The sequence below is a fragment of the Kluyvera sp. CHPC 1.2972 genome, assembly GCF_036759925.1.
Lineage (GTDB): Bacteria > Pseudomonadota > Gammaproteobacteria > Enterobacterales > Enterobacteriaceae > Kluyvera.
In genome coordinates, this window is sequence record NZ_JAPKIB010000016.1 from 40,535 (window position 1) to 66,688 (window position 26,154).

Consider the following 26,154-nt stretch of genomic DNA (forward strand, 5'->3'; position numbering starts at 1 on the left):
CGGCGTTTTTTCTTAGCGTTTGCGCGCCAGGAAACGACGACGCTGTTCGTCATCCATAAACGACCAGGCGATAAAGCGACTCTGCTTCTGCCCCTGCGCCATCTCTTTTTTGACGACCTTCACCGCCCCCACGTCGGTTAACGCACGGTACAGCGGCGGCAGGTTTTCGCCTTTGGATACCAGCGATGTAAACCACATCACCTGACGAGCAAAACCTTTGCTCTCTGCAATCATCTGTTTGATAAAGGCCACTTCCCCGCCTTCACACCACAGCTCCTGCTGCTGGCCACCAAAGTTCAGCGCGTCGTCACGGTCCTGACCCAGGTTACGACGCTTACGCTCGCTGCCTGCACGTGCTGCTGCTGCCGAATCGTGGAATGGCGGGTTACACAGGGTGGCATCGTACTGTTCATTTTTGTGGATCACGCCGTTGAACATCGCTGTCGTATCTTTCTGGCGACGCAGACGGATCATGCGGTTCAGCGACGGGTTCGCGCTCAGAATAGCCTGTGCGCTGGCAAACGCCTCAGCATGCGTTTCGCTGCCGGTGAAGCGCCAGCCGTATTCATGCGCGCCAATCAGCGGATAGATACAGTTCGCGCCGACGCCGATATCCAGGATATTGGCCCCTTTTACTACATTGCCGCTCTCATCGCTGAGCAGGTCACCCAGGTGGTGGATATAATCCGCGCGTCCCGGTACCGGTGGGCAGAGGAATCCTTCCGGAATATCCCACTCTTTGACCGCGTAGAAATGCGCCAGCAGCGCTTTGTTCAGCGTCTTCACCGCCAGCGGGTCAGCGAAGTTGATGGTCTGCTCGCCCGCTGGGCTGAGGGTAATAAAATCGCGCAGTGCAGGGACGGCCTGGCACAGCGCTTCGAGATCGTAGCGACTATGATGACGGTTACGCGGGTGTAAACCCGGTTTTTGGGTACTCATGACTTTCTCCTGTCGTAATGCGGCGTAAGATACCCGTTGACGACGGTGCGGTAAATAAGGGAGTCTGGATTCCTGCTTCTAAATAACAGGTGCGCTATGTATTTTTATGAGCCTTCCCACGGACATGGGCTGCCTCACGACCCGCTCAATGCCATCGTCGGGCCACGACCTATCGGCTGGATTTCCTCCGTCGACCCGCAGGGGCGGCGCAATCTTGCGCCCTACAGCTTTTTTAACTGCTTTAACTATCGCCCACCGATCATCGGTTTCGCCAGCAGCGGCTGGAAAGATAGCGTGCAGAATATTGTCGAAACCAAAGCGTTCGTCTGGAATCTGACCACGCGCGATTTAGCCATCGCAATGAACGAAACCTCCGCCACGCTGCCGCACGGCGAGGATGAGTTTGCCCGCGCCGGGCTCACGGCCATAGACAGCCGATTGGTGAAAGCGCCTCGCGTAGCTGAAAGCCCGGTTAACTTCGAGTGCCGCCTGTCGCAGTGCATTCAGCTCACCGGTGCGGACGGTACCACCGTCGATACCTGGCTGGTGCTGGGCGAAGTGGTCGGCATTCACATTGACGAATCGCTGCTGGAAAACGGTATCTACCAAACCGCCAAAGCGCAGCCGGTGCTCCGCGCCGGTGGCCCGTCGGCCTATTACACCATTGATGAGCGTCATCGGTTTGACTTAATCCGCCCGGATGCGCGTCAGGCCTGAGCAATACCTCCCCGGGGTCGGCGTAAACGCCTCGCCCGGGCTACGTTCGATATGTAGCCCGGGCGAGCGCAGCGACTCCGGGAAATTGTCACCGCCTCTCTCCCACATCCATCTCACCAACATTTCCGCCCCAACCAGCAGGATACAGTCCGCGTCGCACATCCCGATGAAACGAGGAATACGGCCATTCTTTAACGGATGCCACCCATCCATGCTTCACCGGGTTGAAATAGCAGTAGTCAACGTGCCGTCTGTAGTCCGTTTCATCGCGTAAGGTGTGCTCCCAAAAGCGAGGTTGCCATATTTCCCGCATTCTCAAAGGCTGGGTGAAATGTCGTTTAAGCCCAAGCCAACGCTGGGAAAAATCATTATCACCCGGCGGTAGCGTCCAGATGCAGTGCATGTGCTCAGGTAGCACCACCCAGGCGTTGATGATGAAGGGTTGCACGCGTTGAACGTCAGCAACCGCTTGCCGTAGCAGATCGATGTGCCGGGTAAGCAGGTCGCTGCGGCGGTTTCGCAGATTGGCAGTGAAGAACAGAATACCTCCAGGAATGGCGGATCGACGGTAGTGAACCATTGTCATTGCTCCTTGCGTAAGACACTCGCAGCAACGTAATCCCCAACACGATATGGCGCAAATCATCAGTTTTGCTTGTGGAAAGCGGCACGCAAATTTTATCGCCGAGCCGCCCCGGAGTCGGCGTAAACGCCTCGTCCGGGCTACAAACCTGTCGCCCGAGAGCCCCCTCAATGTGTAATCTTTATGTATAAAAAATGAAGAAACTGTAAAGCAATGTATTTATTTTTAGCTCAATGAGTGATAAAAAGTTACGCGTTTTGATAATGCTTCTCACAATCATTATCAACATCATTTAAAAAAACATTAAGCAACCTGCAGTGGCAAAGGGGACAAGGTGTGCCCGGTTGTCATCTTTAACATCGCTTTTAAAAATTATAAGACGCTCATTGATATGGATAAAAATCGCACTACCCCATTCAGCAGCTTTGGCTCGCTTACCTTCTTTACCGGACTGTGCATTGGCCTGACGCCTGCTGCCCAAGCCGCGGACAGTAAAGAAAAAGGCCAGGGAGATACGCTGGTTGTTGAAGCGCAAGCCCCATCGCTATATGCCCCGACAAAATCAGCCGACCCGAAATTCAGCCGTCCGATTGCCGACACCACGCGTACCGTGACGGTAATTTCCGAGCAGGTTCTTAAGGATCAGGGTGCTACCAACCTGACCGACGCGCTGAAAAACGTGCCGGGCGTGGGCGCATTCTTTGCGGGTGAAAACGGCAGTTCATCGACCGGCGATACCATCTATATGCGCGGTGCGGATACGTCGAACAGTATCTACATCGATGGCGTTCGTGATATCGGCAGCGTGACGCGTGACACCTTCAACACCGAACAGGTAGAAGTGATTAAAGGCGCGTCTGGTTCAGACTATGGCCGCAGCGCGCCGACGGGCTCAATCAACATGATCAGCAAGCAGCCGCGTCTGGACTCCGGTATCGATGCTTCAGCAAGCGTCGGCAGCGCATGGTATCGCCGCGGCACGCTGGACCTGAACGAAGCCATCGGCGACACCACCGCCGTGCGTTTAAATCTGATGGGGGAAAAAACCCACGACGCCGGGCGTGATAACGTGAAAAACGAACGTTACGGTATTGCCCCGTCCATTGCTTTTGGCCTCGGCACACAAAACCGCCTGTATCTGAACTATCTGCACGTCACCCAGCACAACACGCCGGATGGCGGTGTGCCAACCGTGGGCCTGCCAGGTTACTCCGCACCAAACGCGGCGACATCGGCGCTCAATAGCTCGGGCAAGGTAGATACGCACAACTTCTACGGTACCAACTCAGATTACGACGACTCCACCACCGATACGGTGACGATGCGTTTCGAGCATGACTTCAACGACACCACCACCCTCCGTAACACCACCCGCTGGTCACAGATTAAGCAGGACTATCTGATGACGGCGGTGATGGGTGGAGCCACTAACATCGGTCAACCAAACCCTAATGATGTCGGCACCTGGACCTGGACGCGCAACGTCAACACCAAAGACGTGAGCAACAAGATCCTGACCAACCAGACCAACCTGACCTCGAAGTTCTATACCGGCGCTATCGGCCACGATATCAGCACCGGCGTCGAGTTTACCCACGAGCAGCAGACCAACTACGGCGTCTATCCGATAACCGCCCCGGTGGTGAATCTGTATAACCCGAACAGTAACGTCAACATCGGCAGCCTGAACCGCAGCGGCGCTAACGCTAACGGTCAGACCGATACCTTTGGCGTCTACGCGTTCGACACGCTGCAAATTACCCGTGATTTCGAGCTGAACGGCGGTATTCGCCTGGATAGCTATCACACCGAATATGACAGCGCCTCACTGTGTGGCGGTACGGGACGCGGCGCAATTGCCTGCCCGGCGGGCGTGGCCAAAAACAGCCCAGTCACCACCGTCGATGCAACAAAATCGGGTAATCTGGTCAACTGGAAAACGGGAGCGCTGTATCACCTGGCGCAAAACGGCAACGTCTACGTCAACTACGCTATCTCCCAGCAGCCTCCGGGCGGCAGCAACTTCGCGCTGGCCGCTGGCGGTACAGGTAACAGCGCCAACCGTACCGACTTTAAGCCGCAGAAGGCCAAAACCAGCGAAGCGGGCACCAAGTGGGAACTGTTGGATAAGCGCCTGCTATTGTCGGCAGCGTTGTTCCGTACCGATATTGAAAACGACGTTGAGGCCAACGACGACGGCACCTACTCGCAGTACGGCACCAAACGCGTAGAAGGCTATGAGATCTCCGTAGCCGGGAACATTACTCCTGAGTGGCAGGTCATTGGCGGCTTCACACAGCAGCGTGCGACCATCAAGCAGGGTGCTGATGTCACTCAGGACGGCTCATCCTCACTGCCGTACACGCCGGAGCATGCCTTCACCCTGTGGAGCCAGTACCAGGCAACCGATGCCATTTCTGTCGGCGCGGGCGCACGCTATATTGGTAGCATGCATCGCGGCAAAGACGGTGCCGTTGGCACGCCGGACTCTACCGACAGTTACTGGGTTGCCGATGCCAAGATTGGCTACCGCGTGAACAGCACGCTCGACCTGCAGTTGAACGCCTACAACCTGTTTGATACCAACTATGTTGCCTCGATCAACAAGAGCGGCTATCGCTATCATCCGGGTGAGCCGAGAACCTTCGTGTTAACGGCTAACGTACACTTCTAAGTATCATCGTGGGGCGCAAGCCCCACTTTTTTAAGGAGAGATTCCCATGATGTACCGCATTCCTGGCGTATTGAACGCCGACGAGGTTCGCCTGCTTGTTGAAGAGTTGGACCAGGCGGAGTGGGTAGACGGTCGAGCGACCGTCGGAGCGCAGGGGGCGCAGGTTAAGCAAAATCAGCAGGTCGACACTCGCAGCGAACGCTACGTCCGCCTGCAGGCGAAAGTACTGGAGGCGGTGAATCGCCACTCACTGTTCTTCGCCGCAGCGCTACCCAGGACGATCTCCAGCCCGTTGTTCAACCGCTATCAGCAGCAGGAGACCTACGGTTTTCATGTCGATGGCGCGGTACGTCAGCATCCGCAAAGCGGCTGGATGCGTACCGACCTCTCCGCCACGCTATTTTTGTCCGACCCGGAAAGCTATGAGGGCGGCGAACTGACTATTAACGATACCTACGGCCAGCACGCGGTGAAGCTTCCGGCGGGCGATGTGGTGCTCTACCCTTCCAGCAGCCTGCACTGCGTCACGCCGGTGACCTCAGGCGTCCGCATCGCCTCCTTTATGTGGATTCAGTCGATGATTCGCGATGACAAACGTCGCGCCATGCTGTTTGAGCTTGATGGCAATATTCAGTCTTTAAAACGTCGTCACGGTGAGTCGGATGAGGCGCTTTCGCTGCTTAATCTCTACCATAACCTGCTGCGGGAATGGTCGGAAATTTAGCCCAAAATATTTCTCAAATTTTATGATGGAGATAAACGGGATCAGCGAATGATACGGTCATTAGTGGCTATCAATGGCAAACCGCTCCATCAAAAAACAAACCCATGACAAAAGTTTACGTCTAATTCATTTGTTGGAATATAATGCTAATTAAAGGCGATCAAACCCGCTATGGTGACAAATCTATACCTGAATATACAGAGCAATCGGTTATCTTTACGAGCACGCTTTTTGGCAAATAAAGTGGCAAATTGTGCGCTAGATCGCGCTCTGACCGCTAGACACTCCGCAAATGCATTCATTTCATGAATATTTTATTAGTAATCAATACATTAATAATTGTTCAATTTTTTTGAGCATGGACATCAATTCTCTTCGATTTATTCCACCGAATAAAAGCGTGATACTTCTCACATCGACGGAAACAACGTCATCCGAACAACATCACCTGCGAGAGATTAATGATGAAAACGATTAAATATGCTGTTGCTGCTATTGCCCTTTCTACCCTGTCTTTCGGTGCTTTTGCTGCACAACCGGTCACTCAGGAACAAGCGCAAAAAATGAATGAAATTGGTGTGGTATCTGCGAACGGTGCAAGCACGCTGGATGGTCTGGAAGCAAAACTGGCGCAGAAAGCTGCTGACGCTGGCGCATCCGGTTACAGCATCACCTCCGCTAACACCAACAACAAAGTTAGCGGCACCGCGGTTATCTACAAATAACCAACCGATGTACTACCCCGTGGGCCTGACCTCTCGCGGGTGCTCCAACCCTCATTAAACTTGTTGATACCCTTATTTGCCCGGCCGCCACGCCGGGCTTTTTTTTGCGTGGAATTTGGGGATGGTGCTTTCCCGGGGTCGGCGTAAACGCCTCGCCCGGGAAAGTACTACGGCTTAATACGACTGCGCCACTCGCGCCAGCCCTTCTTCAATACTCTCTACTTCCCCCGTCGCCAGCAGGCAACACGCGAGCTGAATTTTCAGCGAATGCGGCACCGGCTCAACGCCCGCCACACAGCGTTCAATCCATTGAGCGGTGATTTCAGGATCCTTGCTCGACGGCAGCACCACTTCTGTCTCCGGCTGCTCGCTCTGACGTTCATTAACCACTCGCACACCCTCTGCATCGATCAGCGTGATCTGCGGGCAACGCTGCGGGTTGGCGTACACCTCACCTTCCGTACCATGCATCAGCAGGCTGCGCCCACCGATATCGGCAAAGAATTTCGCCACCTTCCCCACGTATTCGGGATGCGACACGCTGGACAGACGCAGCGCGGCATTCTCTTCAAACGGCGTGGCAAGCTTCGCCAGCGTATGGGCACTATTACGCACGCCAAGCTGCCAGCGGAAATTCAGCTGCCGCTCCAGCGGCGGGCACAGTGCGCCGACCGGAATATAGACCGGCTGATGGCCTTCGAGCTTGGCCTGCGCCTGACCGGCGTGGCGAGTAGGCTCAATGCCCATCAGAGCGAAAATAGTTTCTGTAATGACGCGGGTCGGGTCTTCGCTCACGCCGTGCACCACCACCGGGAAGCCCAGCTTGTGCAACAGCATCGCCAGCAGCGGCGTCAGATTGGCCTGCTTACGCGCGCCGTTATAGCTCGGAATGACGATAGGCATGGGTTTGCCTGCTGGCGGCGTTAAGCGCAGCGTCTTTTGCTGCATCGCATCGTAGAAGCCGAGCATCTCCGCTTCGCCTTCGCCCTTAATACGCATGGAGAGCAAAATCGCACCCATTTCCAGGTCCGGCACGTCGCCATCCAGCATGTGGCTATACAGGCCGCGCGCGGTCTCCTGGTCCAGGTCACGAGCGTGATTTTTACCGCGCCCGATTTCTTTGATGATTTTGCGATAATCCATGTGCTGCTCCTTTTACATGCTCATTCGGCGGCTTCGTCCCGACGGCACAACGCTCGACCGGGCTACCGTTTTTTACGGCGCGGCGATTTGGGTTTCGCCGTGGGGGCTTTTTGCTTCACTTCCGGCACTTCCGGGCGTTCAATCGGGAAAACCGGTAACGCATTCAGTAAACGCTTACCGTAGTTTTTGGTCAACAACCGCTTATCGTAGATAACCACTTCGCCCCAGCAGCCATGGCTACGAATGAGTCGACCCACCTGCTGAATCAGGTTAAACGATGCGCTAGGCAGACTCTGCACCTCAAAAGGATAGCGGTTGAGGCTTTTCAGCCACTCCCCTTCGGTGATCACCACCGGGCTATCAATCGGTGGGAAGGCTATTTTGTGGATATGCACCTGAGTGAGCAGATCACCTTTCAGATCCAGACCCTCGGCAAAAGATTGCAGACCAACCAGCACGCTACGCTCGCCGTTCTCCACCCGCTTACGGTGCAGCTCCACCAAGCGATAGCGCGGCTGATCGCCCTGCACCAGCAGCATCAGCCGCAGGTCGGTGACGTACTCGAGAAAACGCTGCATCGCGCGCCCGCTGGCAAACAGCACCAGCATGCCGTGGTGCTTTTTGCTCTCAACCTGCTCGCGGAAGTAGGCCGCCATTTCAGCAATATGCTGCTCTTCGTTATCGATAAGCGGCTCGTACTGCATCTGCGGAATAACGATTTTTCCCTGTTCGACGTGGTTGAACGGCGAATCCAGCGCGACAAAGCGATCGCCCGCCTTCTCCTTCAGGCCGCTCATCTCCTGCAGACGAGAGAAGCTGTTCAGTGAACGCAAAGTTGCCGAAGTGACGACAATATGTGGCACGCTGCGCCACAGCAGGCGTTCGAGCTGATCGCTCACGCGAATGCCCACGCAGTGGAACCAGACGTGCATCTGCCCGTCGCGCATATCACGCGTCGCCCACTTGGTGACCGGCGCGCCCGACGCTTGAGAGAGCGAAGCCAGCCGCCACAGCTTGCTCTGGGACTCAAACATGCCCAGGGCGCGGTTCATCTGCAAAATAATGCGATGCAGTCTCACAATGTCGTGGCTGCCGGTTTTTTCACTCAGATCGTTTAAGAACAGCTCGGCAAGCCCGCGCAGCATCTCGGTAAGCTTGGCCAGACGCTGGCAAATCTCCATCACCTCATCGGGCAGTTCGCCCATCGGGAAGCGGTGTTCAGCCTCCTGGGTAGCGGGCAGATAGAGATTCAGAATATTGTTGAGCGAGGCAATCAGCTCATATAGCTCTTCACAGTGGCCGTTCAGCCGTTCCGGCAGCGCCAGCGGCGGCGTGGTTTTCGGGCGGAACTGCTCCATGCAGGTCGCTACCAGCTTGCTGAAGAGATCGAGCTGCAGCCGATACCACGGCGCGGTAATCTCCGCACTCATCTCCAGCGCGTCACGCGCGACGTCAGGCAAATGGTGGCCTTCATCCAGCACCAGCAGCAGGTTTTTCGGCTCTGGCAGTACCGCTTCGCTCTCCATCGCGGCCATCACCAGCGCATGGTTGGCAACCACCACCTCCGCCTCCTGAATTTCGCGGCGAGCGACGAAGAACGGGCATTCGCGGTAGTAGTGGCAGTTACGGTTCAGGCAGCTGGCTTTATCGGTGCTCAGGCGGCGCCACAGATCGTCGTCAATGGCGATATCGGTGTGATCGCGCAGGCCGTCCCACTTGTAGCCGTCAAGGTCACCCTTCAGCTTTGCGCAACGCTTCTGCTCTTCCTGATTGTTTGGCGTGAGTTCGTCGTCGAGGAACGCCAGCAGGTCCTGCTGATTCGGCTCGGTGCTGGCCAGCGCCGCCAGATTACGCGGACAGACGTAGCGCCCACGGCCAAAGGCCGCGGTAAAGCGCAGGTCGGGGATAATTTTGCGCAGCAGCGGCAGGTCTTTACTGTAGATTTGATCCTGCAAGGCGACGTTGGCGGTACTGACCACCAGCGTTTTTTGCTCTTCGCGGGCAATGGCAATGCCGGGGATCAGATACGAGAGCGTTTTGCCGACGCCGGTCGGCGCTTCAATCGCCAGGTGCCGTCCCTCTTCTCCCGCCAGCGTTTTGGCGACATCCGCAATCATCTGCCGCTGCGGCGCGCGGGGAATAAAGTCGGGGATCTGTTCCTGAAGCGCCTTGTACCAGGCGGCGATTTGCGCTTTTAGCGCAGCGGTCAAAGCCATGAGAAAACCTGAGATACTGTATAAACAGCCACTATTGTGGCATTTTCTGTACGCCGCCGCAAAAAAGAAAGCCCGGCTTTCGGCCGGGCTCGCAATTTACTGCGCTGCTGCAGGTTTACGCGGACGGCGCGGTGGGCGTGGCTTATCGCCAGCCGGCTTGCCCTCTGCGCTGCGCGGTTTGGCTTTCGGCGCACCGCCATCGTTACGACGCGGCTGCTGCTGGCTGCGACCCGCCCCCTGGCCTTGACCCTGGCTCTGACCGCGACCACGGCCACCGCCGTTGCCGCCGTTCCCGCCGCCACGCTGCTGGCGACCGTTCTGAATCGGCTCGGCTTTGATTGACGGATCGACGTCATAGCCATCGAGGGCGATACGTGGGATCTCTTTCTTCAGCAGACGTTCGATGTCACGCAGCAGTTTGAGTTCATCAACGCACACCAGAGACAGCGCTTCACCGGTGGCCGCCGCACGGCCGGTACGGCCAATACGGTGCACGTAATCTTCCGGCACGTTCGGCAGCTCGTAGTTCACCACGTGCGGCAGCTCTTCGATATCCAGGCCACGCGCCGCGATGTCGGTTGCCACCAGCACGCGAATATCACCGGATTTAAAATCAGCCAGCGCACGCGTACGCGCACCCTGCGATTTGTTGCCGTGGATTGCCGCGCTGCGGATGCCGTCTTTGTTCAACTGCTCCGCCAGATGGTTCGCGCCGTGTTTGGTACGGGTGAAAACCAGCACCTGCTGCCAGTTACCCTGGCCAATCATCTGCGACAGCAGTTCACGCTTACGCTTTTTATCGACCATATGCACATGCTGCGTCACCTGCTCAGAAGCGGTGTTGCGACGCGCCACTTCGATTTCCAGCGGATTAGTCAGCAGTTTTTCAGCCAGTGATTTGATGTCGTCAGAAAAGGTCGCGGAGAACAGCAGGTTCTGACGCTTGGCTGGCAGCTTAGTCAGCACGCGGCGGATATCGTGGATAAAGCCCATATCCAGCATGCGGTCCGCTTCGTCCAGCACCAGAATTTCAATCTGGTCCAGCTTCACGGCGTTTTGATGTTCGAGGTCCAGCAGACGGCCAGGCGTTGCCACCAGAACGTCAACGCCGCCACGCAGCTTCATCATCTGCGGGTTAATGCTCACCCCGCCGAAAACCACCAGCGAACGGATGTTCAGGTAGCGGCTGTATTCACGGACGTTTTCGCCAATCTGGGCGGCCAGCTCACGGGTTGGCGTGAGGATCAGCGCGCGCACCGGGCGACGGCCTTTAACGTGCGGCTCGCGAGAAACCAGCAGCTGCAGCAGCGGCAGCGTAAAGCCTGCGGTTTTACCGGTGCCGGTCTGCGCGCTAGCCATCAGGTCACGGCCCTGCAGTACAGCAGGAATCGCCTGCTGCTGAATAGGAGTGGGTTCCTGGTAGCCCTGCTCAGCAACGGCACGCAGAATATCGGGGTTCAGTCCGAGGGAATCAAAAGACATACATACTCCACACCCACCCCGACCGCACGCGGTGTAGTTTTCGAGGGGATAAAAAACGGGGGAATGACAAAAACCACAATGTCATGAAGGGGCGGAGTGTAGCAGTTTTTGTGATGCACCGCATAAATTATCCCCTCCGGGGGAGAAAACAAGATTATTCACCAGACTGGACAAGTTTAAAAACGCGGCATAATCTTAATCAATCGTTTGATTAATTTTGGTGGCACCATGAGCACAACGCCAATAACCAGCAAAGGTGAGCAGGCCAAAAGCCAGCTGATAGCCGCGGGGCTCGCCCAGTTTGGCGAGTACGGGCTGCATGCCACCACCCGAGATATCGCCGCCCAGGCCGGGCAGAATATCGCAGCGATTACCTACTATTTTGGCTCAAAAGAAGATTTATACCAGGCCTGCGCGCAGTGGATTGCCGACTTTATTGGCGAGAACTTCCGCCCGCATGCCGAAGCGGCAGAACAGCTCTTTGCCCAGCCAGAGCCGGACAGAGACGCCATGCGCGCGCTGATCCTCCGCGCCTGCCAGAATATGATTTTGCTGCTGACTCAGGACGATACCCTGAACCTCAGCAAGTTTATCTCCCGCGAGCAGCTTTCGCCGACCGCCGCCTACCAGCGGATCCACGATCAGGTCATCGCCCCGCTGCACGCGCACCTCACCCGGCTGATTGCCGCCTATACTGGCTGCGACGCCAACAGTACGCAGATGATCCTCCATACCCACGCGCTGCTCGGCGAAGTGCTGGCCTTTCGCCTCGGACGGGAAACCATCCTGATGCGTACCGGCTGGTCGCAGTTTGATGCCGACAAGGCCGAGCAGATTTTCCAGGTGGTGACCTGCCACATCGATTTGATTTTGCAAGGACTGATGCAAAGGAGCCTGAAGTCATGAAAAAACCGGTAGCGCTTATTCTGGTCGTGGTGGTCATCGTCGCCCTGATTGGCGGCGGAACATGGTGGTATCAGAGTCGGCAAAATAACGGCCTGACCCTGTACGGGAACGTCGATATCCGCACCGTTAATATGAGCTTCCGCGTCGGCGGCCGCCTGCAGTCTCTATCGGTTGACGAAGGGGATGCCATCAAACAGGGGCAGACATTAGGCGAACTGGATAAAGCACCGTTTGAAAACGCGCTGATGCAGGCCAAAGCCAACGTCGCCACCGCCCAGGCGCAGTATGACCTGATGATGGCGGGCTACCGGGCCGAAGAGATTGCGCAGGCAGCAGCGGCTGTCAAACAGGCGCAGGCCGCCTATGACTACGCGCAGAGCTTCTTGCAGCGCCAGCAGGGGCTGTGGAGCAAACGGCTGTTGTCGGCAAACGATCTGGAAAACGCGAAATCCTCACGTGACCAGGCGCTGGCGACGCTGAAATCCGCGCAGGATAAACTGAGTCAGTACCGCGCCGGTAACCGTCCGCAGGAAATCGCCCAGGCCAAAGCCAATCTGGAACAAGCGCAGGCGCAGCTGGCGCAATCCACGCTAGACTTACAGGACACCGTGCTTACCGCCCCTTCCGACGGTACGCTGCTCACCCGCGCCGTGGAACCCGGCAGCATGCTCAGCGCAGGCAGCACGGTGCTGACGCTCTCCCTGACCCGTCCGGTCTGGGTTCGTGCCTATGTCGATGAAAAAAATCTCAGCCAGGCGCAGCCGGGTCGCGAGATCTTGCTCTATACCGACGGTCGCCCGGATAAGCCGTATCACGGCAAAATTGGCTTTGTATCGCCTACCGCAGAATTCACCCCGAAAACCGTTGAGACGCCGGACCTGCGTACCGACCTTGTCTACCGCCTGCGTATTATCGTGACCGATGCCGACGACAGCCTGCGTCAGGGAATGCCGGTCACCCTGCGCTTTAGCGATGAGTCACGCCATGAGTGACCAACAGATTCAGCTGCACGGGCTGGTTAAACAGTTCGCTGGCATGAATAAACCGGCGGTGGCGAAGCTGGACTGCACGATTAACGCCGGCTACGTCACCGGGCTGGTCGGCCCGGACGGTGCGGGGAAAACCACGCTGATGCGCATGCTGGCGGGTTTATTGAAGCCTGACGACGGCAGCGCCGTGGTGCTGGGGCTTGACCCGATTCGTGATGGTAGCGCCCTGCACTCGGTGATGGGCTATATGCCGCAGAAGTTCGGTCTTTACGAAGACCTCACGGTGATGGAGAACCTCAACCTCTACGCCGACCTGCGCAGCGTCACCGGCGAAGCGCGCGAGAAAACCTTCGCTCGCCTGCTGGAGTTTACCGCGCTCGGCCCGTTCACCTCTCGGCTAGCCGGTAAGCTCTCCGGCGGTATGAAACAGAAGCTGGGACTCGCCTGTACGCTGGTTGGCGAACCGAAGGTACTGCTGCTCGATGAGCCCGGCGTCGGCGTTGACCCCATCTCCCGCCGCGAGCTGTGGCAGATGGTGCATGAACTGGCGGGCGACGGGATGCTGATCCTCTGGAGCACCTCCTATCTCGATGAAGCCGAGCAGTGCCAGGACGTGTTGCTGATGAACGAAGGCGAGCTGCTCTATCAGGGCGAACCCACCGCCCTCACCCGCACCATGGCCGGGCGCAGCTTTTTAATGCATAGCCCGGTGGAGAATAACCGCCGACTGTTACAGCACGCGCTGAAGCAGGAGATGGTCAGCGACGGCATGATTCAGGGGCGCTCGGTGCGGGTTATCCTGAAGAAATCGGCAACGGCCGAAGATCTCAAACGCGCGCCGGGGATGCCGGAATTAGAAATTGAAGAAACCACGCCGCGCTTTGAAGATGCGTTTATCGACCTACTCGGCGGTGCGGGCACCTCTGAATCTCCGCTGGGGGCGATTCTGCACACCGTTCAGGGCACGGCGGATGAAACGGTAATCGAAGCGAGGCAGCTCACCAAGAAATTTGGCGATTTCGCCGCCACCGACCACGTGAATTTTGCCGTCAAGCGCGGCGAGATTTTCGGCCTGCTCGGGCCAAACGGCGCGGGAAAATCCACCACCTTCAAGATGATGTGCGGCCTGCTGGTACCGACCTCCGGCAATGCGTTAGTGCTGGATATGGATCTGAAAACCGGTTCGGGCAAAGCTCGCCAGCATTTGGGCTATATGGCGCAGAAGTTTTCCCTCTACGGCAACCTGACCGTAGAGCAGAACCTGCGCTTCTTCTCCGGTGTATATGGCCTGCGCGGTCGCGTGCAGAACGACAAAATTGAGCGTATGAGTGAAGCGTTTGGCCTGAAGGAAATCGCTCGCCACACCACCGACGCGTTACCACTGGGCTTTAAGCAGCGTCTGGCGCTGGCCTGCTCGCTAATGCACGAGCCGGATATTCTGTTCCTCGATGAACCCACCTCGGGCGTTGACCCCATCACCCGCCGCGAATTCTGGCTGCATATCAATAGCATGGTGGAAAAAGGAGTCACCGTGATGGTGACCACCCACTTTATGGATGAGGCCGAGTACTGCGACCGTATCGGCCTGGTCTATCGCGGCAAGCTGATTGCTAGCGGCACGCCGGACGATTTGAAAGCCGAAGCCGCGGATGAGCAACAGCCTGACCCCACCATGGAGCAGGCGTTTATCACCCTCATCCACGACTGGGATAAGGAGCATGCCGATGAGCGCTAAAGGGCTATCGTGGCGGCGCGTACGTGCGCTGTGCGTGAAGGAGACGCGGCAGATCGTCCGCGATCCCAGCAGTTGGTTGATTGCGGTAGTGATCCCGCTGATGCTGCTGTTTATTTTTGGCTACGGCATTAACCTCGACTCCAGCAAGCTGCGGGTTGGCGTGCTGCTCGAACAGCAGAGCAAAGAGGCGCTGGACTTCACCCATACCCTCACCGGCTCGCCCTACATCGACGCCACCATCAGCGACAACCGCCAGCAGCTGATTGAGATGATGCAGGCCGGACGCATTCGCGGCCTGGTGGTGGTGCCGGTCGATTTCGATAAGAAAATGGCCCGCCCCGGCGACGATGCGCCGATTCAGGTGATCACCGACGGCAGCGAGCCTAATACCGCTAACTTTGTGCAGGGCTACGTCGAGGGGATCTGGCAGCTGTGGCAGAAACAGCGCGCCGAGGACAACGGACAAAGCTTCGAACCGCTTATCGACGTGCAAACCCGCTACTGGTTTAACCCAGCGGCCATCAGCCAGCACTTTATTATTCCGGGGGCGATAACCATCATTATGACGGTCATCGGCGCGATCCTGACCTCGCTGGTGATCGCCCGCGAATGGGAGCGCGGCACCATGGAGGCGTTGCTCTCCACCGAAGTAACCCGCGTCGAACTGCTGCTGTGCAAGCTTATCCCCTACTACTTCCTCGGCATGCTGGCGATGCTGCTCTGTATGCTGGTGTCGGTGTTTGTGCTCGGCGTGCCGTATCGCGGTTCGCTGGTGATTCTGTTTTTCATCACCAGCCTGTTTTTACTCAGCACGCTGGGAATGGGGTTGCTGATTTCGACCATCACCCGCAACCAGTTTAACGCCGCCCAGGTGGCGCTCAACGCCGCGTTTCTGCCGTCGATTATGCTGTCCGGGTTTATTTTCCAGATTGATAGTATGCCAGCGGCTATTCGCGTGGTGACCTACATCATTCCGGCGCGCTATTTCGTCAGCACCCTGCAAAGCCTGTTTCTGGCGGGGAATATTCCGGTGGTGCTGATGGTCAACACGCTGTTTTTGATTGCCTCGGCGGTGATGTTTATTGGTCTGACGTGGATGAAAACCAAACGTCGGTTGGATTGATGCTTTCCCGGGGTCGCTGCGCTCACCCGGGCAACCCTTTATCTGTAGCTCGGGCGAACGAAGTGACCCCGGGGACAATGGAGAATTCACATGCTGTACCGCTTATGGACGCTTATCCGCAAAGAGCTACAGTCGCTGCTGCGCGAGCCGCAGACGCGTGCCATTTTGATCATGCCAGTGCTGATCCAGGTGCTACTGTTCCCCTTTGCCGCCACGCTGGAGGTGACCAACGCCACCATCGCCGTCTATAACGAAGATAACGGCAAGCACTCGGTGGAGCTGACCCAGCGCTTTGCCCGCGCCAAAGCGTTTACCCACGTTCTGCTGCTGCAAAGCCCGCAGGAGATCCAGCCGACCATCGACACCCAGAAGGCGCTGCTGCTGGTGCGCTTCCCGGCCGATTTTTCCCGTAATCTCGACACGTTCCAGACCGCGCCGATGCAGCTGCTGCTCGACGGGCGCAACTCGAACAGCGCCCAGATTGCCGCTAACTATCTCCAGCAGATCGTCAAAAACTATCAGCAGGAATTGCTGGAGGGGAAAGCGAAGCCCAATAATAGCGAGCTGGTGGTACGCAACTGGTATAACCCTAATCTCGATTACAAATGGTTCGTGGTGCCGTCGCTGATCGCCATGATCACCACCATCGGCGTGATGATCGTTACCTCGCTGTCGGTGGCGCGTGAACGCGAACAGGGCACGCTTGACCAGCTACTGGTCTCCCCGCTGGCCACCTGGCAAATTTTCGTCGGCAAAGCGGTGCCCGCGCTGATTGTGGCAACCTTCCAGGCAAGCATCGTGCTGGCGGTCGGGATCTGGGCCTATCAGATCCCCTTCGCCGGGTCGCTGGCGCTGTTCTACTTTACGATGGTGATTTACGGACTCTCGCTGGTGGGCTTCGGGCTACTTATCTCGTCGCTGTGCTCAACCCAGCAGCAGGCGTTTATCGGCGTATTCGTCTTTATGATGCCCGCGATTCTACTTTCAGGGTACGTGTCGCCGGTGGAGAACATGCCGCTGTGGCTGCAGCATTTGACGTGGATAAACCCGATTCGTCACTTTACCGATATCACCAAGCAGATCTATTTGAAGGATGCGAGTTTGTCAATTATCTGGGGGAGTTTGTGGCCGCTACTGTTTATAGCGGCCACGACGGGATCAGTGGCGTACGCGATGTTTCGCCGCAAGATCGCCTGAGGCTTTCTCTTTCACCAGCAGCGAGAACACGGCTGGGCCTGCGAGGATAGCGAGCCCGGCCAGCGCCAGCAGGTAGTTATTGTGCAACACGCGTGACAACAGCCAGACGACAATCATCGCCGCGCCGAAATACCAGGTGGTGGTTAACTCTTCGAGCACGTCGGCGAACGCGCGCCAGCGCTGCTCAGGGTGGCGCTGCAGCGCCAGCATCAATACGACGGTCACGGCATACAGCACGCAGAGCCCCAGGCCAACGCGTACCAGCGCGCCGCCCATCCAGCCCATCACCAGTGCGGCGACGACCAGTAAATGCAACATAATCTGCCAGCAACTGAGTCCCGTTGCGACACGAATTCGTTGTTGCCACTTCATGGCTTCTCTCCTGAAGAATTTTATTCGCTTATTCAGAGTACTCAAGTCTACGGAAAATTCCGTAATAGTGGTGCTTTTTGTGACGCTGTTGTCACTATTTTCACCAACAGAGTGATGAATTGTGCCTAAACATTCATTTAACGAAGAGGAAAATGCAGGGGATTAGGTGAGATTCCCGGCGTCGCTGCGCTCGGCCGGGCTACAAATTCGAGTCTGTAGCCCGGCCGAGCGCAGCGACGCCGGGGAGGCATTTAGCGGCGGTTACCGAAAATACGCAGCAGCATCAGGAACAGGTTGATGAAGTCGAGATACAGCGTCAGCGCGCCAAGAATGGCGTATTTGCGCAGGTTCGACGAATCGCGAACGTCAATCTGCTCGCCGATATTTTTCAGCTTCTGGGTGTCGTAGGCGGTCAGGCCCACAAACACAATCACCCCGATGTAGGTAATCGCCCACATCAGCGCATCGCTTTTCAGCCAGAAGTTCACCAGCGACGCCAGTACGATACCAATCAGCGCCATAAACAGCATGTTGCCAAAGCCGCTCAGGTCACGCTTCGTGGTGTAGCCGTACAGGCTCATAATACCGAACATCCCGCCGGTCACCACGAAGGTGCTGGCGATGGACGAATAGGTATAGACGATGAAAATACTCGATAGCGTCAGCCCGGTGAGCGCTGAATAGAGCATAAACAGCGTAGTCGCCATGCCTGCGCTAAGACGCTGAACCATGCCCGAAAGCACGAACACCAACGCCAGCTGCGCGATGATCAGCCCAAAGAAGGTAATTTTGCTGGAAAAGACAAACATCATCACCGCGGGAGTATTTGCCGCATACCAGGCGATAAACGCCGTCAGCAGCAACCCGCAGGTCATCCAGCCGTATACCTGAGCCATATAGGTTTGCAGACCGCTACGCGCCTGCACAATGGAATCGGACCGAGGGAATCGTTCCATGACTTTCTCCTGAGTGTGAGTAGAACTTATTCTAAGCGTATCACATTCACGGCTTACCAGCGCTCGGCAGCGTGTTTATCGCTATCGCGGGCTTCGACCCAGCGCTCACCTTCCGGCGTCGCTTCACGCTTCCAGAACGGTGCACGGGTTTTCAGGTAGTCCATGATAAATTCGCCAGCGTCAAACGCGCTGCTGCGGTGCGCGCTGGTCACCCCAACAAACACAATCTCCTCGCCTGGCCACATTTCACCGATTCGGTGGATGACCGTCACGCGGCCGAGCGGCCAGCGTTCGCGCGCGGCATCAACGATTTCCGCCAGCGCTTTTTCCGTCATGCCCGGATAGTGCTCCAGGGTCAGCGCTTTGACGCTATCGCCCAGATTGTGATTACGCACCTTGCCGGTAAAGGTCACGACCGCGCCATCTTCGTCGCGCTCGGCAAGCCACGGGTATTCATCCCCAACGCTGAAGCGTTCGTGGCGGACGATAATTCGGGTCTCGCTCATCTTAACCTCCTGTTACCGGTGGGAAAAACGCCACTTCGTCGCCGTCAGCAACCGGATGGTCGAAGCTCACCAGCGTCTGATTCACCGCCGCCAGCAGCTTGCCCTCTTCCAGCGCCAGAGACCAGCGCCCTTCCTGCGCCGCCAGATGCTGGCGTACCGCTTCAACCGTTGCAAACTCAGGCGTCAGCGCCAGCGAATCGGTGCCCACCAGCTCGCGGACCTGAGCAAAAAACAGCACATTAATCATAGGAATCCGCCTTGAAATCGCCCGATTTGCCGCCGCTTTTCGCCAGCAGACGAACCGGGCCGATGACCATATCTTTTTGTACCGCTTTGCACATGTCGTAAATCGTCAGCGCGGCGACCGAGGCGGCCGTCAGCGCTTCCATTTCGACGCCGGTTTTCCCGGTCAGACGACACAGCGATTCAATGCGTACGCGGTTGTGTTCCGGCTCGGCCTGCAGGTTAACTTCCACCTTACTCAGCATCAGCGGATGGCACAGCGGGATAAGATCCCAGGTGCGCTTGGCCGCCTGAATACCGGCGATGCGCGCCGTGGCGAACACGTCACCTTTGTGGTGGCTGCCTTCGATAATCATCGCCAGGGTTTCCGGCTGCATGGTAACAAACGCTTCAGCGCGCGCTTCGCGAACGGTTTCTGCCTTGGCGGAGACATCCACCATGTGGGCTTCACCCGCCGCGTTGATATGGGTCAGTTGCGACATCGTTTATTTCTTCAGATGAGGGTGGAAGTTACACGGACGCGTACGGGCATCCAGCTGCGGAGCAATAATATTGTCCCACGCGGTCCGGCAGGCTTTGGTGGAACCCGGCATCGCGAAAATCAGCGTGCGATTCGCCATTCCGGCGACGGCGCGGGACTGTAGCGTGGCGGTGCCAATCTCTTCAAAGGAGAGCATGCGGAACACTTCGCCAAAGCCTTCGATTTCGCGGTCGAACAGCGGCAACAGCGCTTCCGGGGCCTGGTCGCCATCGGTCAGACCGGTACCGCCGGTAATCAGCACCACCTGTACGTCGTCGCGGGCAATCCAGGCGGAAACCTGGGCGCGAATCTGATAGCGGTTCTCTTTGACGATGGCCTTATCGACTATCTGATGCCCGGCTTCCTGGGCAGAGTCGCGCAGGAAGTGACCGGAGGTGTCATCTTCTTCGCCGCGACGGTTGGAAATAGTAAGAATAGCAATGCGTGTCGGGATAAATTCAGCGCTCACCTGACTCATTTACGTGCTCCTTGATTTGGAATTATCCACCAATATAGGACAAATTCTGCGTAATTCCGGTATTGCCCTGATGCAGGAAGTGGGTCTGCTTTTTGTGGGTTAACGCTTCGGCAATACGCGCTTCCAGCGCCTGCTGCTGAGCGTCATCCGCCAGCAGTTCACGCAGGTCAACGCCACCGTCGCCAAACAGGCACAGATGCAGCTTCCCAATGGACGATACGCGCAGACGGTTACAGCTGGCGCAGAAGTCTTTCTCATACGGCATAATTAAGCCGATTTCCCCTTCATAGTCGGGATGACAGAAGACCTGCGCCGGGCCGTCGCTGCGTTGACGGATTTGATGGATCCAGCCGCGTTTGAGTAGTTGATCGCGCAGCACCATGCCAGAGATATGGTGCTTGCGGAACAGCTCGCTGCTTTCGCCGGTTTCCATCAGTTCAATAAAGCGGAGTTGAATGCGGCGCGGTTTGATCCACGCCAGAAAGGTGTCGAGCTGGTGATGGTTAACATCGCGCATCAGCACGGTGTTGACCTTCACTTTTTCAAAGCCCGCGGTAAAGGCGGCATCGATGCCGTCCATAACCTGGCGGAATTTATCCTGGCCAGTGATGGCGTGAAACTGACGCGCGTCAAGACTGTCGACGCTGACGTTAATCGCGGTTAAGCCCGCATCGCGCCAGCCCGCTACGTCGCGCGCCATGCGGTAACCGTTGGTAGTCACAGCAATCTGGCGGATAGCGGCATTCTCTCTCACAGCGGCGATGACGTCGGTAAAGTCGCGACGCAGCGAGGGTTCCCCGCCGGTCAGACGGACTTTTTCCGTACCCAGCGCCGAAAAGGCGCGCGTCACCCGGCGAATTTCGTCCAGAGACAGAAATCCGTTATTGGTGACCCCATTAGGCTGGTAGCCGTTTGGCAGGCAGTAGGTGCAGCGAAAATTGCATACGTCGGTAATCGACAAACGCAGATAGTAGAAGCTGCGTGCATACGCATCAGTGAGTTGTGAAGCCATAGACACCTTTCCAAATACGGGAGGCGAGATCATTTCTTCCTTCGCCCTGGCAACAGCGTTGGCTGTTGCGGCCAAAGCGCCGTATTTTTCAACTTAGGCGCAGAGGCTAGAGTGTGTTGTTCAACCTGCATAGCAGGATGACTGAACCATGTTATGCCGAATAGTAGCGCGAGAATAAAGGTTTCGCCATTTTCGCTTTCGCTATATAAACTTGTATATAGCGAGCCTATCGTGCACTTTCCCTACAGAATACGTAAAAATCACGTTTTTGCATTGATATACGTCATTTTGCTGGGGGTGGAGCATCGTCTTTTAGAGGTAGTTAGGCTAATGTAAGCAGGTTTTTCAGACATAAGGAAGTTGTATGCGCAATCGCACTTTTGCCGATCTCGACCGCGTTGTGGCGCTCGGCGGCGGGCACGGACTTGGACGCGTGATGTCGTCTCTCTCCACCCTTGGTTCTCGCCTGACCGGCATTGTCACCACCACCGATAACGGCGGCTCAACGGGGCGTATCCGTCGTTCGGAAGGCGGCATCGCCTGGGGCGATATGCGTAACTGCCTTAATCAGTTAATTACCGAACCCAGCGTTGCTTCGACGATGTTTGAGTATCGTTTTGGCGGTAACGGAGAACTTTCCGGACATAACCTCGGAAATTTGATGTTAAAGGCGCTAGACCACCTGAGCGTGCGGCCTTTAGAGGCGATCAATTTAATAAGAAATCTGCTGAAAGTTGAGGCTTCACTGATTCCCATGTCCGAGCAGCCGGTCGATTTAATGGCGATCGATAGCGAGGGGCATGAAATCTACGGCGAAGTGAATATCGATCAGCTTGCGCTGCCGCCGCAGGAGCTGATGCTAACGCCGTCGGTTTCCGCGACCCGCGAGGCAGTACAGGCTATCGCCGAGGCGGATCTGATTCTGATTGGCCCCGGCAGCTTTTACACCAGCCTGCTGCCTATTCTGCTGCTGCCGGAGATTGCCCAGGCGCTGCGCCGCACCCCGGCACAAATGGTTTACATTGAAAACCTCGGCCGGGAGCACAGCCCCGCAGGCCACTTAACCCTTGGCGACCGCCTTGTCCTGCTGGAGCACTACATTGGCAAACCCGTTATCGATGCCGTGATTGCTGGCCCCAAAACCGATATCAGTGGCGTAGAGGGGAAACTGGTCATTCAGCAGCCGCTTGAGGCCAGCGATATTCCGTATCGCCACGATCGCCAGTTGCTACGTGCCGCACTGGAAGAGGCACTCCAGGCTTTTGGTCGCGTTTCCTTAAAATCTTAAGGTTGTCTTAAAAAACGTCAGGCAGCATAGCGAGCATCAATCTCTTTGGGTTCAACGTTATGCTTCGCCTGTTTCGCCATCGTCCTACCGTCAGCCGACTGACCTACATCATCCTGTTTTCGCTGTACATCGCTCTGGCGCTGAATATCGCTTTCTATCGCCAGGCTTTTACATTGCTGCCGGTCGACGGCTTGCACAACGCGCTGGTGTTCCTCTCCATGCCGGTGGTCGCCTCTGCGGTGATGGCCATTTTGCTGGCCCTGGCTTCGGTGATTCGCTTAGAGAAAGTCGCCGCAACGCTGTTTATTTTGCTCAGCGCCAGCGCGCAGTATTTCATGATGAACTTCGGCATCATTGTCGACCGTTCGATGATTACCAATATTCTCGATACCACCCCTGCGGAAAGCTACGCCCTGCTCTCCGGGCAGATGATTATGGTGCTTGGTTTTACCGCACTGCTCTCTATTGCGCTGGCCTGGTGGATCAAAATTAAGCCCGCACCGAGCGTATGGCGCGGCACAATAATGCGTGCGGGCACCGTTCTCGTATCGGTGCTGTTAATCCTTCTGGTCGCTGGCCTGTTCTATAAAGATTACGCGTCGCTGTTCCGCAATAATAAAGAGCTGGTGAAATCGCTTAACCCGTCTAACAGCATTGTGGCCATGAACTCCTGGTATTTCCACCATGAGATGGACAACTTGCCGCTGGTGAAAATTGGTGAAGATGCCAAACAAAAAGCGGTGATGAAAAACGGCCCACGTAAAAATCTGACGATATTAATCGTCGGCGAAACATCGCGCGCCGCTAATTTCTCACTGGGCGGCTACGAACGCGAAACCAACCCGCTGCTGGCAAAAGATAACGTTGTCTATTTCCCAAAAACGGCGTCCTGCGGGACGGCCACTGCGGTCTCGGTTCCGTGCATGTTCTCTAATATGCCACGCACCGGTTATGACGAGTCATTAGCACACCACCAGGAAGGGCTGCTGGATATTATTCAGCGTGCCGGGATTCAGGTGCAGTGGAACGATAACGATGGCGGCTGTAAAGGTGCCTGCGACCGCGTTCCGCATCAGGATGTCACCGCGCTGAACCTGCCAGGGCAGTGCATCAACGGCGAATGTTACGATGATGTGCTGTTCCATGACCTGGAAAAAACCATTGATAGTATGCAGGGTGACGGCGTCATCGTGTTGCACACCATTGGCAGCCACGGTCCGACCTATTACAACCGTTATCCACCGGAATTCCGTCGTTTCACGCCAACCTGCGACACCAGCGAAATTCAGTCCTGTAGCCAGGAACAGCTGAAAAATAGCTACGACAACACGATTTTGTACGTCGACCATATTGTTGATAAAGCGATAAAATTACTGCAATCCAAACAGGATAAATTCACCACCAGCCTGGTTTACCTTTCCGACCACGGTGAATCTTTGGGTGAAAACGGCGTTTATTTACATGGGCTGCCTTATTCCATTGCCCCGGAAACGCAAAAACACGTGCCGATGCTGTTATGGTTATCTGATGATTATCAGCAGCGCTATGGCGTTAATTACGCCTGCCTGCAGCAAAAGGCCAAAGAAAATGACTACTCGCAGGATAATCTGTTCTCTACAATGCTGGGGTTAACGGGCGTAGAGACCCAGGAATATCGCGCAGCGGATGATATATTAGCCACCTGTAAATAGAGGCCAGCAGATGAAAATATTAGTCGTGGAAGATGACACCCTATTATTGCAGGGGCTGATTCTGGCAATGCAGAGCGAAGGCTACGCCTGCGACGGCGTCGCCACTGCACAGCAGGCGGCGTTGAGCCTGGCTAACGGGCATTACAGCCTGGTAGTACTGGATTTAGGTCTACCAGACGAAGACGGCCTGCACTTCCTCAACCGTATGCGTCAGGAAAAAATGAGCGTGCCGGTGCTGATTCTGACCGCCCGCGATACGCTTGAAGACCGCGTGATGGGGCTGGATACCGGTGCAGATGACTATCTGGTGAAGCCATTCGCGCTGGAAGAGTTGAATGCCCGCATTCGCGCCCTGCTGCGACGTAACCTCAACCAGGGCGATAACGAAATTACGGTTGAGAATCTGCGTCTTAACGTCACCCGTCGTCAGGTCTGGCTTGATGAAGAGTTGCTGGAGCTGACGCCGAAAGAGTACGCCCTGCTTTCACGCCTGATGCTGAAAGCGGGCAGCCCGGTACACCGCGAGATCCTCTACAACGATATCTACAACTGGGATAACGAACCGGCGACCAATACGCTGGAAGTGCATATCCATAATCTGCGTGACAAGGTGGGTAAAGCGCGGATTCGCACCGTGCGCGGTTTTGGCTACCAGTTGGTTAACGCGATAAGCAAAGCGGAGTAAGGCATGGCGCTATTTTCCATCCGCAAGTGGCCAATGCGGCATCAGCTGCTGCTCACCATTGGCGTGATTCTGGTGGTGTGCCAGCTCATTAGCGTGTTCTGGCTCTGGCATGAGAGCAAAGAGCAGATTGAGCTGGAAGTGGCGATGCTGATGCATAACCACAACAACGCCAAGCACATCCGCCACGAGGTGCGTGAAGCGATTGCCAGCCTGCTGGTGCCCAGCATGCTGATCATTGGCCTTGCGCTCTTCCTCTGCCTGCAGGCGGTAAAGCGGATCACCCGCCCTCTGGCCGACCTGCAACAAGAGCTGGATTCACGGACGCCGGGGAATTTGCAGCCAATCTTTCTTCAGCAGACCACCGTGGAAGTCGAGGCGGTGACCAACGCTATCAACCAGCTTGTTGATAACCTGACGCAGACGCTTAACCGAGAGCGTCTGTTTACCGCCGACGTCGCCCACGAGCTGCGTACGCCGCTGGCTGGATTAAAGCTGCACCTTGAACTGCTGGAGAAAACCCAGAAGCTCAACCTGTCCCCGTTAGTACAGCGCCTGGACCAGATGACCGATAGCGTGGCGCAACTGCTGCTGCTTGCCCGCGTCGGACAGTCGTTTTCGGCGGGGAGCTATCAGCAGGTGAATCTGTTGAGCGATGTGATTGAGCCACTGAAGGGCGAGCTGGAAACGATGCTGGAAACACGCGCACAAACGCTGGTGATTGCCGAACCGACACCAACGGTGACCGTTCCCGGCGATGCCACGCTGTTGCGCCTGCTGCTGCGAAATCTGGTTGAGAATGCCCATCGCTATAGTCCAAAAACGTCAGCGATTACGCTGTCGCTGGTTCAGGGCGTGCGACCGATGCTGGTCGTGGAAGATGAAGGTCCAGGGATTGATGAGTCGAAGGTGGGCGAACTGAGCCAGGCGTTTGTGCGCATGGACAGCCGATATGGCGGTATTGGTCTGGGGTTGAGTATCGTTACGCGCATCGCCCAGCTGCATGAGGCGGCGTTCTTTTTACAAAACCGCGACACTGCAACCGGGACGCGGGCATGGGTAGAGTTTCAACCGACGAAGCGCTAAGGCGCTTCAGAAGGTGAGCATCCAGTGGCAAACAAAGCCGGCAACGATGGCAACAGAGACGAGCACGGTGAACAGCTGTTGGACGTTCAGATTCGACATAACACTACCCTCAATAATTTTACGGATAGTATCAGTAGATTATATTAAGCGAACCTTAAGGCTGGTTC

25 protein-coding genes and 1 riboswitch are annotated in these 26,154 nt (G+C 56.4%); of the genes, 13 read left to right on the plus strand and 12 right to left on the minus strand.

Annotated features, from left to right (window positions below; genetic code table 11):
- Positions 1-12: 12 nt before the first annotated feature.
- Entirely contained in the window at positions 13-939 is a 927-nt protein-coding gene (gene rlmF, locus V6944_RS19395; RefSeq protein ID WP_333500137.1) for a 23S rRNA (adenine(1618)-N(6))-methyltransferase RlmF, read from the minus strand.
- Between the two features lie 96 nt (positions 940-1,035).
- Between rlmF and V6944_RS19400 the strand changes: the two genes are divergently transcribed.
- The gene (locus V6944_RS19400) at positions 1,036-1,656 is read left to right on the plus strand and encodes a flavin reductase family protein (protein ID WP_333500138.1); all 621 of its coding nucleotides are present in this window, start codon (positions 1,036-1,038) and stop codon (positions 1,654-1,656) included.
- Between the two features lie 88 nt (positions 1,657-1,744).
- Here the strand turns inward: V6944_RS19400 and V6944_RS19405 are convergent, their stop codons facing one another.
- On the minus strand, positions 1,745-2,236 hold the full coding sequence (locus tag V6944_RS19405) for an REP-associated tyrosine transposase (RefSeq protein ID WP_333500139.1): 492 nt from the start codon (positions 2,234-2,236) through the stop codon (positions 1,745-1,747).
- A 394-nt stretch (positions 2,237-2,630) separates the two neighbouring features.
- Here V6944_RS19405 and V6944_RS19410 point away from each other — a divergent pair, with 394 nt between their 5' ends.
- The 3 genes from V6944_RS19410 (at position 2,631) to ybiJ (ending at position 6,362) form a co-directional block, all read left to right on the plus strand.
- Complete coding sequence (locus V6944_RS19410) at positions 2,631-4,913, plus strand: catecholate siderophore receptor Fiu (RefSeq protein WP_333500140.1); 2,283 nt, start codon at positions 2,631-2,633, stop codon at positions 4,911-4,913.
- Between the two features lie 46 nt (positions 4,914-4,959).
- Positions 4,960-5,637, plus strand: coding sequence for a PKHD-type hydroxylase YbiX (gene ybiX / locus V6944_RS19415; RefSeq protein ID WP_333500141.1), 678 nt, complete (start codon positions 4,960-4,962; stop codon positions 5,635-5,637).
- Positions 5,638-6,101: 464 nt separating this feature from the next.
- Positions 6,102-6,362, plus strand: a complete 261-nt coding sequence (ybiJ, locus tag V6944_RS19420) for a DUF1471 family protein YbiJ (RefSeq protein WP_185666760.1) — start codon at positions 6,102-6,104, stop codon at positions 6,360-6,362.
- Positions 6,363-6,536: 174 nt separating this feature from the next.
- On the opposite strand, the gene ybiB is transcribed toward ybiJ, so the two are convergent.
- The 3 genes from ybiB to rhlE all read right to left on the minus strand — a co-directional run bounded on the left by ybiB (position 6,537) and on the right by rhlE (position 11,203).
- A complete protein-coding gene (ybiB, locus tag V6944_RS19425) occupies positions 6,537-7,505 on the minus strand; it encodes a DNA-binding protein YbiB (protein ID WP_333500142.1) in 969 nt (322 codons plus the stop codon).
- 62 nt (positions 7,506-7,567) lie between these two features.
- The gene (gene dinG / locus V6944_RS19430) at positions 7,568-9,721 is read right to left on the minus strand and encodes an ATP-dependent DNA helicase DinG (RefSeq protein ID WP_333500143.1); all 2,154 of its coding nucleotides are present in this window, start codon (positions 9,719-9,721) and stop codon (positions 7,568-7,570) included.
- Between the two features lie 96 nt (positions 9,722-9,817).
- The gene (rhlE, locus tag V6944_RS19435) at positions 9,818-11,203 is read right to left on the minus strand and encodes an ATP-dependent RNA helicase RhlE (protein WP_333500144.1); all 1,386 of its coding nucleotides are present in this window, start codon (positions 11,201-11,203) and stop codon (positions 9,818-9,820) included.
- Between the two features lie 228 nt (positions 11,204-11,431).
- Between rhlE and cecR the strand changes: the two genes are divergently transcribed.
- The 5 genes from cecR to V6944_RS19460 all read left to right on the plus strand — a co-directional run bounded on the left by cecR (position 11,432) and on the right by V6944_RS19460 (position 17,153).
- Positions 11,432-12,109, plus strand: coding sequence for a transcriptional regulator CecR (gene cecR / locus V6944_RS19440; protein WP_333500145.1), 678 nt, complete (start codon positions 11,432-11,434; stop codon positions 12,107-12,109).
- Positions 12,106-13,101, plus strand: a complete 996-nt coding sequence (hlyD, locus tag V6944_RS19445; protein WP_333495878.1) for a secretion protein HlyD — start codon at positions 12,106-12,108, stop codon at positions 13,099-13,101. Before cecR ends, hlyD begins: the two co-directional genes overlap by 4 nt.
- Complete coding sequence (locus V6944_RS19450; protein ID WP_333500146.1) at positions 13,094-14,833, plus strand: ATP-binding cassette domain-containing protein; 1,740 nt, start codon at positions 13,094-13,096, stop codon at positions 14,831-14,833. The genes hlyD and V6944_RS19450 overlap by 8 nt, the downstream gene beginning before the upstream one ends.
- Complete coding sequence (locus V6944_RS19455) at positions 14,823-15,956, plus strand: ABC transporter permease (RefSeq protein WP_185666700.1); 1,134 nt, start codon at positions 14,823-14,825, stop codon at positions 15,954-15,956. The genes V6944_RS19450 and V6944_RS19455 overlap by 11 nt, the downstream gene beginning before the upstream one ends.
- A 90-nt stretch (positions 15,957-16,046) precedes the next feature.
- Positions 16,047-17,153, plus strand: coding sequence for an ABC transporter permease (locus tag V6944_RS19460; RefSeq protein WP_185666701.1), 1,107 nt, complete (start codon positions 16,047-16,049; stop codon positions 17,151-17,153).
- Here the strand turns inward: V6944_RS19460 and V6944_RS19465 are convergent.
- The 7 genes from V6944_RS19465 to moaA all read right to left on the minus strand — a co-directional run bounded on the left by V6944_RS19465 (position 17,115) and on the right by moaA (position 21,240).
- Positions 17,115-17,525, minus strand: coding sequence for a YbhQ family protein (locus V6944_RS19465; protein WP_220438392.1), 411 nt, complete (start codon positions 17,523-17,525; stop codon positions 17,115-17,117). The genes V6944_RS19460 and V6944_RS19465 overlap by 39 nt on opposite strands.
- A 251-nt stretch (positions 17,526-17,776) precedes the next feature.
- On the minus strand, positions 17,777-18,481 hold the full coding sequence (locus tag V6944_RS19470) for a Bax inhibitor-1/YccA family protein (RefSeq protein WP_035892249.1): 705 nt from the start codon (positions 18,479-18,481) through the stop codon (positions 17,777-17,779).
- A 53-nt stretch (positions 18,482-18,534) separates the two neighbouring features.
- Complete coding sequence (gene moaE, locus V6944_RS19475) at positions 18,535-18,987, minus strand: molybdopterin synthase catalytic subunit MoaE (RefSeq protein WP_035892247.1); 453 nt, start codon at positions 18,985-18,987, stop codon at positions 18,535-18,537.
- A gap of 1 nt (position 18,988) precedes the next feature.
- The gene (moaD, locus tag V6944_RS19480; RefSeq protein ID WP_333495883.1) at positions 18,989-19,234 is read right to left on the minus strand and encodes a molybdopterin synthase sulfur carrier subunit; all 246 of its coding nucleotides are present in this window, start codon (positions 19,232-19,234) and stop codon (positions 18,989-18,991) included.
- Entirely contained in the window at positions 19,227-19,712 is a 486-nt protein-coding gene (gene moaC, locus V6944_RS19485; protein WP_333500147.1) for a cyclic pyranopterin monophosphate synthase MoaC, read from the minus strand. The genes moaD and moaC overlap by 8 nt, the downstream gene beginning before the upstream one ends.
- A gap of 3 nt (positions 19,713-19,715) precedes the next feature.
- On the minus strand, positions 19,716-20,228 hold the full coding sequence (gene moaB, locus V6944_RS19490) for a molybdenum cofactor biosynthesis protein B (RefSeq protein ID WP_035892242.1): 513 nt from the start codon (positions 20,226-20,228) through the stop codon (positions 19,716-19,718).
- Positions 20,229-20,250: 22 nt separating this feature from the next.
- The gene (gene moaA / locus V6944_RS19495) at positions 20,251-21,240 is read right to left on the minus strand and encodes a GTP 3',8-cyclase MoaA (protein ID WP_333500148.1); all 990 of its coding nucleotides are present in this window, start codon (positions 21,238-21,240) and stop codon (positions 20,251-20,253) included.
- Positions 21,228-21,364: riboswitch (molybdenum cofactor riboswitch) on the minus strand. It overlaps the preceding gene by 13 nt.
- 240 nt (positions 21,365-21,604) lie before the next feature.
- Here moaA and yvcK point away from each other — a divergent pair.
- The 4 genes from yvcK to pmrB are packed head-to-tail and all read left to right on the plus strand — an operon-like array spanning position 21,605 to position 25,987.
- On the plus strand, positions 21,605-22,528 hold the full coding sequence (gene yvcK, locus V6944_RS19500; RefSeq protein ID WP_333500149.1) for a uridine diphosphate-N-acetylglucosamine-binding protein YvcK: 924 nt from the start codon (positions 21,605-21,607) through the stop codon (positions 22,526-22,528).
- Between the two features lie 59 nt (positions 22,529-22,587).
- Positions 22,588-24,219 (plus strand): phosphoethanolamine transferase EptA, encoded by a 1,632-nt coding sequence (gene eptA, locus V6944_RS19505; protein ID WP_333500150.1) that lies wholly within the window; start codon positions 22,588-22,590, stop codon positions 24,217-24,219.
- A gap of 10 nt (positions 24,220-24,229) precedes the next feature.
- The gene (gene pmrA, locus V6944_RS19510; protein ID WP_333500151.1) at positions 24,230-24,904 is read left to right on the plus strand and encodes a two-component system response regulator PmrA; all 675 of its coding nucleotides are present in this window, start codon (positions 24,230-24,232) and stop codon (positions 24,902-24,904) included.
- Positions 24,905-24,907: 3 nt separating this feature from the next.
- Positions 24,908-25,987, plus strand: a complete 1,080-nt coding sequence (gene pmrB, locus V6944_RS19515; protein ID WP_333500152.1) for a two-component system sensor histidine kinase PmrB — start codon at positions 24,908-24,910, stop codon at positions 25,985-25,987.
- Positions 25,988-26,154: the final 167 nt, after the last annotated feature.